The 575-nt window shown below is 36.5% G+C and carries 1 protein-coding gene; it reads left to right on the top strand.

Annotated features, from left to right (window positions below; translation table 11 throughout):
• Positions 1 to 12: 12 nt before the first annotated feature.
• A partial coding sequence (locus H8R91_RS11940) for an LPD23 domain-containing protein (RefSeq protein ID WP_243237864.1) occupies positions 13 to 575 on the top strand: 563 nt, incomplete at its 3' end.

Below are 575 nucleotides of genomic sequence, written 5' to 3'. Positions count from 1 at the left end.
CTTGAGAAAGCTATGGAGCTTGAAAAGGACGGTACAGATTCCGAGAAAATCCGTAAGGAAACGGGTTGGTTTAAGGGATATGACGGCAAGTGGCGATTTGAGATAGATAACAGCGAATTAAAGTTTAAAACAGATATCGAAAAGAACAGAGCTGCCGCAATTGAACTTGCGAAAATGAAAGTTAAAAGTGCAGAGCTTGAAGAAAAGATTGTAAATAATACAGCAACAAAAGCAGAGGAAAATGAATACTACAATCTTGACGAAAAAATGATTGAGTACAGAAAAGGAGTGAAATTGAGTGATGTAATAAATCATCCCAAACTTTTTGAAGCGTATCCGCAACTAAAGAATGTAGATGTTTATTACGAGATTTCTTCGGTTAATCGAGGTGTATACAGTTCAAACGGTAATGTGATAATGTTAAATCCGATGCATACGATTGATGAGCAGAAAGAAGCGATTATTCACGAAATTCAGCACGCAATACAGGGAATAGAAAATTTTGCGAACGGAAGTAATTTGGAATACTGGAAAAATCTCGGATACAGCGATGAAGAAGCAATGGCAATGTATTA

Source organism: Ruminococcus intestinalis (assembly GCF_014288065.1).
In the GTDB taxonomy this organism is placed as follows: Bacteria; Bacillota; Clostridia; order Oscillospirales; family Acutalibacteraceae; genus Ruminococcoides; species Ruminococcoides intestinale_A.
Note: the sequence above shows the minus strand (reverse complement) of the source record. Positions and strands in the feature narration are given on the sequence as shown.